The sequence below is a fragment of the Streptomyces otsuchiensis genome (genome assembly GCF_004305975.1).
GTDB lineage: Bacteria > Actinomycetota > Actinomycetes > Streptomycetales > Streptomycetaceae > Streptomyces > Streptomyces otsuchiensis.
In genome coordinates, this window is the sequence record NZ_BHZI01000310.1 from 1 (window position 1) to 6,418 (window position 6,418).

The 6,418-nt window shown below is 72.5% G+C and carries 5 protein-coding genes; 3 read left to right on the forward strand and 2 right to left on the reverse strand.

Annotated elements, in window-relative coordinates; translation table 11 throughout:
- Nucleotides 1-47: 47 nt before the first annotated feature.
- Both E0D90_RS22375 and E0D90_RS22380 read right to left on the reverse strand, forming a co-directional pair.
- On the reverse strand, nucleotides 48-1,280 hold the full coding sequence (locus tag E0D90_RS22375) for a sugar ABC transporter substrate-binding protein (RefSeq protein ID WP_130799825.1): 1,233 nt from the start codon (nucleotides 1,278-1,280) through the stop codon (nucleotides 48-50).
- 77 nt (nucleotides 1,281-1,357) lie between these two features.
- A complete protein-coding gene (locus E0D90_RS22380) occupies nucleotides 1,358-2,509 on the reverse strand; it encodes a LacI family DNA-binding transcriptional regulator (protein ID WP_130799826.1) in 1,152 nt (383 codons plus the stop codon).
- A gap of 315 nt (nucleotides 2,510-2,824) precedes the next feature.
- Between E0D90_RS22380 and E0D90_RS22385 the strand changes: the two genes are divergently transcribed.
- From E0D90_RS22385 to hydA, 3 genes are all read left to right on the forward strand, one after another.
- Complete coding sequence (locus E0D90_RS22385; RefSeq protein ID WP_174856248.1) at nucleotides 2,825-3,382, forward strand: amino acid synthesis family protein; 558 nt, start codon at nucleotides 2,825-2,827, stop codon at nucleotides 3,380-3,382.
- 46 nt (nucleotides 3,383-3,428) lie between these two features.
- Complete coding sequence (locus E0D90_RS22390) at nucleotides 3,429-4,829, forward strand: aminotransferase class III-fold pyridoxal phosphate-dependent enzyme (RefSeq protein WP_130799827.1); 1,401 nt, start codon at nucleotides 3,429-3,431, stop codon at nucleotides 4,827-4,829.
- 165 nt (nucleotides 4,830-4,994) lie between these two features.
- Nucleotides 4,995-6,416, forward strand: coding sequence for a dihydropyrimidinase (gene hydA / locus E0D90_RS22395; RefSeq protein ID WP_103502086.1), 1,422 nt, complete (start codon nucleotides 4,995-4,997; stop codon nucleotides 6,414-6,416).
- Nucleotides 6,417-6,418 lie beyond the last annotated feature (2 nt).

Sequence of the window (6,418 nt, forward strand, 5' to 3'; positions counted from 1 at the left end):
GGGAGGGACGGGACGTGGTCTCGGGGGTGGTCGTCATGGTCGCGTCCTCACTCTCCGGCCCGGGCCTGGCGCTGGGCGCGCTCCAGTGCGGCCTCCGGCGTGGCACGTCCGGTCAGCACCGACTGGAAGGCGCCGGCCATGGCGTCGCTGATCACCGGCCAGCGGGTGCCGACCTCGGCGGTACGGGAGCGGGCGGTGGCGACGAGGTCGGCGAAGGCGGCCAGCTCGGGGTTCTGCTCCCGGTAGGTCCGCGCGGCGTCCGCGCGGGTGGGAACGTTGTTGACCCGCTCTCCCCAGGAGAGCTGGTTCTCCTCGGAGTTGAGGCAGTTGAGGATGCGGCCGGCGTTCTGTTCCCGCTCCTCGCCGCCGGCCGGCACCGTCATCACGGTCCCGCCGATGGGAGGGACCGGGTCCTGGCCGGCCTCGGGCACCGGGATGGTGGCCACGGCCCACTCCACCGCGTCCTGGCCGCTGAGCACCGGCACCTGCCACGGGCCGTTGATCATCATCGCGGCCCGTCCGGAGATGAACTGGTCGTTGACGTCCTGCTGGTTCCAGTTCACGACGGAGCGGGAGGCGGAGCCCGCGTCCACCAGTTCCTTCCACAGCTGGAGCGCGGCGTCTCCGGCGCCGTCGTCGAGCGCGGCCTCGTCGCCTCCGGCGCTCCAGAAGAAGGGCAGGAACTGGTAGACGCCGTCGGCGTTCGGGCTGGCGCTGAAGGCCATGCCGTAGGTGCTCCCCGAGGTCAGCAGTGCCGCGGTCTCCTCCAACTCCTGCCAGGTCGTGGGCGGTTCGACCCCCGCCTCCGCCAGCAGCTCCACGTTGTAGATCAGCGCCAGGGAGTTGACGGACCGGGCGACGCCGTACTGGGTCCCGTCGAAGGAACCCAGCGAGACGGCGCTGTCGGAGAACTCCGAGGTCTCGACGCCCGCCTCGCCGACCGGCAGCAGCCCACCGGTCTCCGCGAACTGCGGCAGTTCGGAGCCGTCCAGCTCCAGGATGTCCGGCAGCGAGTCCGAGGAGGCCATGCGCAGCGCCTTGGTGGCCACCTGGTCGGCCGGGACGCTGATCTGGTCGACCCGCAGTCCCAGCGGCTCGGCGCACCGGTCGAAGTGGTCCTGGTTCGCCTCGTGTTCGGCGGTGTTGGTCGCGGAGTTGAGCACGGTGACGGTGCCGGGGTCCGGCTGCCGGGCGCACCCGGCCAGGCCTGCCAGGGCCATGGTGGCGGCCATGGGCAGGGCCACGGCGCGGGCCGGGGTGCCTCGTGTACGGCGTCTCATCTGGGGGTCTCGCTCCTTGGCGGCTCGGGCGGACGTCGGGCGGGGACGGCCCGCCGCTGCGCCGCGGGCCGCCCGGTTCAGGTGGCGGGACGATCGGCGCGGGGCGGTGAGAGGGCCGGTCCGGGCGTCATCCGCGGGGTGATGAGCTCGCGGCGTGGCGCGGGGCCGGGCCCGTCGCCGTCCGTCCGGGCGGCCGAGTCGGCGGCCGTGGTACCGGCCGTGGCGGCGGACTTCGTGGTCGCGCTCAGCGTGGCGGTGGCCTTCGTCTCCGCGGGGCCGGCACCCCGGCCGTCCGCCCCGATGGCCCGGACCGCCAGCTCGGTGACGGCGGCCGACATCCGGCCGACCGGCAGGTCGATCCGGGGCAGGTCGGGTGTGCCCGACTCGTCGGGCAGCGTGCCGACGAGGATCACGGCGAGGTCCGCGGGCAGCCGGATGCCGAGCGCGGCGATCTCGGCGAGGACGCGCGTGAGCGGGATCAGATGCTGGATGACGAGCGCGGTGGGCGGTTCGGAGCCGGCCAGCAGTTCACGCACCCGGGCCGCCGCGCGCTCGGGGTCCCCGGCGGAGGGGCGGATGACGACCTCCGCCCCGGTCTCCCGGGCCGCGGCGCGGGCACCGTCGAGGCCGTGCAGGGCGTAGCCGCGGCGGGCGGCGATCTCGTGCTCGGCGGAGGCGAGGAACGCCACGCGGCGGTGGCCGGCCGCGACCGCCTGGCGCACGGCCAGGGAGACGGCCGCCTCCCAGTCGAGGTCCACCCAGGGCACGCCCCACTCGTCGCGTTCATTGCCGTGGCCCAACAGTGCTACGGGAAAACCGAGTTCGCGCATGGCGGCGAGTCGCGCGTCCTCCTCCTGGACGGCCATGAGAATCGCGGCGTCGGCCTGTCCTCCAGCGGCGATCCGGCGCAGCCCGCGGACTCCGTCGGGGTCGGTCATCATCAGGACGTCGAAACCGTGGCCGCGTGCCGCGTCGCTGATCTCGACGGCGAACCTGCCGTCCATGGCCCGGTACTTGCCGGCCTCCCGGGGGACCGCCAGCACGAGGACGTCGCTGCGGGCGCTGCGCAGGGTGCGGGCGCTGGCACGCGGGTGGTACCCGAGTTCCCGTACGGCGTCGAGTACCCGGGTCCGGGTGTCCTCGGAGATCTTCCGGGAGCCGTTGAGGACGTAGGAGACGGTGCTCGGGGCGACGCCCGAGAGCGTCGCGACGTCCTTGATGGTGGCCATGCCCGCTCCTTCGCGGTGGTGCGCACGGTGGACGGCGCCTCCGTGTCGAATCGATTCGTCGAATCGATTCGATGAGATGGCGGTGATGTTAGGCACGGGTTGCGCGCCCGGGCAATACCCCGTGCGCAAGCGGTACTTCCTGTTTCCGTATACGAACCGTCCGCGCAGGTCACCGGTGGTGGTGCCGTGTCACCTGGGGTGGTCGGAGGCGAGTTGGGAACGGTGCGCGCGCACCTCTTGACACCCCCGGTGGCACGGTTCAAGAATGTGAACCACTGGTTCGGTAAATGAACCGACGAGGGTTGGGAGCACCAGATGGGCATCACGGTCCGCAAGATCATCAAGCAGCTCGACGAGACTCGGCGCGAGAACGGCCGGCCGGTGGAGCCGGTGCACCGGGTCGCCTTCGTCGCCGCCGTGATCGAGAACCCCTACCCGGAGGGCTACGTCGACGACCTCGTCACCCTCGCCGACGAACTCGGCGAGGAGATCGGCGAGCTGCTCGGCCCCGCCTGCGTCGAGCTGCTCGGCGGCGAGGTCGAGGCGTTCGGCAAGGCGGCGCTGGTCGGGATCGGCGGCGAGGTGGAGCACGGTTCCGCGCTCATCCACAACCTCCGCTTCGGCAACGTCTTCCGCTCCGCCGCCGGCGGCACCGAGCTGCTGCCGGCCGCCGAGAAGGTCGGCCTGCCGGGTGCGCCGATCGACATCCCGCTCAAGCACAAGACGGACGCCAAGACCCGCTCCCACCACCAGACCGTGACCCTGCAGCTCGCGGACGTCCCCCGCCCCCGGGAGATCGTGGTGATCTGCGCGGCCGCCGACGCCGGCCGCCCGCTGGCCCGGCTGGCGTCCTTCGGCGCCGAGACCAAGTGACCGCGCGGCCGTCGCCGCGGACGACTTCGAGGGGCAGGGCAGCCGCGTGAGCGCAACCCAGACCGACACCCAGACCGCCGCCGAGGGCGGCGCCGCCCAGGCCGGCTCCGACGCCTGGACCGCGCAGCGGGTGGCCGAGGCCGACCGCGAGTACGTCATCCACTCCTGGTCCGTCCAGGGCAAGCTCTCGCCGATCCCGGTGGCCGGCGGTTCCGGCTCCTGGTTCTGGGACTACGACGGGCGCAAGTACCTCGACTTCCAGTCCCAGCTGGTCAACCTCAACCTCGGGCACCAGCACCCGAAGCTGGTCGAGGCCATCCGCGAACAGGCGTCCTCGCTCTGTTACATCGGCCCCGGCTTCGCCGAGCGCTCCCGCGCCGAACTCGCCGAGCTGATGGCCCAGATCACCCCCGGTGACCTGCGGATGAGCTTCTTCACCACCGGCGGGGCCGCCGCGAACGAGAACGCCATCCGGCTCGCGCGCCACGTCACCGGCCGCCAGAAGGTCATCGCCCGCTACCGCTCCTACCACGGAGCGACGGGCGGGGCGATCTCCCTGACCGGCGACCCCCGGCGCTGGGCGGCCGAACCGGGCATGCCGGGCGTGGTGCGGATGCTCGACCCCTACACCTACCGCTGCCCCGCCGGTCATCCCGACCCCTGCCCGGTCTGCTCCGGCGGCCCGCACCTGGAGGAACTGCTCCAGTACGAGAACCCGGACACCGTCGCCGCCGTCATCGTCGAACCGGTGACCGGCACCAACGGGCTGCTCTACCCGCCGGACAGCTACCTCCGCTCGCTGCGCGAGGTCTGCGACCGCCACGGCATCATCCTGATCTTCGACGAGGTGATGGCCGGCTTCGGCCGCACTGGCACCTGGTTCGCCTGCGACCACTGGGACGTCGTGCCCGACATCCTGGTCACCGCCAAGGGCCTCAACTCCGGGTACGTCCCGCTGGGCGCGATGACCGTCTCCGCCCGGATCTCCGACTGGCTGCGCGAGAACATGTTCTGGGGCGGCCTCACCTACGCCGGCCACCCGCTGGCCTGCGCCTCCGGCGTGGCGTCGCTGAAGATCATGCGCGAGGAGCGCGTGGTGGAGAACTCCGCCGCGATGGGGGAGCGGCTCGGCGCCGGCCTCGCCGCTCTGGCGGAACGCCACCCCAGCATCGGCGAGATCCGCGGCCGCGGCCTCTTCTACGGCGTGGAACTGGTCAAGAACCGCACCACCCGGGAGCCGCTGGTCCCCTTCAACGCCAAGGGGCCCGCCGCCGCGCCGGTGGCCCGGCTGCTGAAGGCCGCCATGGACCAGGGGCTGTATTTGGCGGCCAACTTCAACGTACTGCGGCTGACGCCGCCGCTGGTCATCCAGGACCACGAGATCGACCTGGCCCTGGAGGTCCTCGACGACGTGCTCTCGCTGGCCGACGAGCACTACGAGGACTGACACCGCGGCCACGTTCCGCCGGGCGCTCCCGGTGACGGCCGTGTGGCGGGCGACGGCGCCCGGTACGCCCGGCACGGCATCGGCCGCCGAACAGAGTCGAAAGTCCGTACAAAGCCGGGCCGCAGAGTGAAAACCTGAGCAACACCAGCGAAAGGGGCATCGGGCATGGCATCGACACTGATCCGCGGCGGCACCGTGGTCAACGCGGACGCGATGATCCGGGCCGACGTCCTCGTCGTCGACGGCGTCGTGGCGGCGGTCGGGGACGGCGGCGGATGGAGCGCCGACCGGGAGCTGGACGCCTCCGGGATGCTCGTCCTCCCGGGCGGCATCGACGCCCACACCCATCTGGAGTATCCGGTCGACGGCTTCTCCACCCACACCGCCGACGACTTCCACACCGGCACCGTCGCCGCCGCGCACGGCGGCACCACCACCGTGCTCGACTTCGTCAAGAAGGAGCCCGGACACGGCCTGCGGGAGAGCTACCTGCGCCGCAGGGACACCGCCGCCGTCAAGGCCGTGATCGACTTCGGCCTGCACGCGATCGTGCCGCCGCGCGACCAGCAGGACGACGTTCTGGAGGACCTGCGGAAACTCGCCGGCGAGGGCGCGGCGAGCTGGAAGTTCTTCATGGCCTACCCGGGCCAGATGGTCGACGACGGCCAGCTGCTGGAGGGGTTCGCCCTCGCCCGGGAGCTCGGGGTGCTCCCCATGGTGCACGCCGAGAACGGCCACATGATCCAGCGGGAGACCAGCCGCCTGGTCGGCGACGGCCGCACCGGCGAGGCCAACCACGCCCTCGCCCACGGCCACGACTCCGAGGCGGAGGCGGTCCACCGCGCCGTCGTCCTCGCCGAGTCCGTCGACAGCCCGCTCTACGTCGTCCATGTCTCCAGCGGTCAGGCCGCCGCCGAGATCGGCCGCGCCCGCGCACGCGGGGCCCGGGTCTGGGGCGAGACCTGCCCCCAGTACCTGGCCGTCGCCTACGAGGACTACCGCGACCTCGGCGAGGGCGCCGCCGCCTATCTCTGCTCCCCGCCGATCCGCGAACGTGCCAACCAGCGCGAGCTGTGGCGGGCGCTGACCACCGGCGAGATGGCCGTGGTCGCCACCGACCACGCCGGATTCTGCCTCCACCAGCCGGACGACCTGCCACCGCAGAAGCTCCGCAGCCCGGGTTACTTCCCGAAGGTCCCCAACGGGGTGCCCGGCATCGAGGACCGGCTGATGGTGCTCTGGGAGACCGGCGTGGCGGCCGGCCGGATCGACCCCTGCCGCTTCGTCGACCTCACCGCGACCCGGGCCGCCAAACTGTTCGGCCTCTTCCCCCACAAGGGAACGGTCAGCCCCGGCGCCGACGCCGACCTCGTGGTGTGGGACCCCGCCGCCGACCATGTGATCAGCGCCGCCGGCCACCACCTGCGCACCGACTACAACATCTACGAGGGGATGCGCGTCACCGGCCGCCCCGTCCACGTCCTCTCGCGCGGCGACCACCTGGTCGGCCCCGGCAGCACCACCGACCTGACCGCCGCCGCCGGACGCGGCGCCTTCCTCCACCGCGGCGCACCCCGCCCGCACTGACC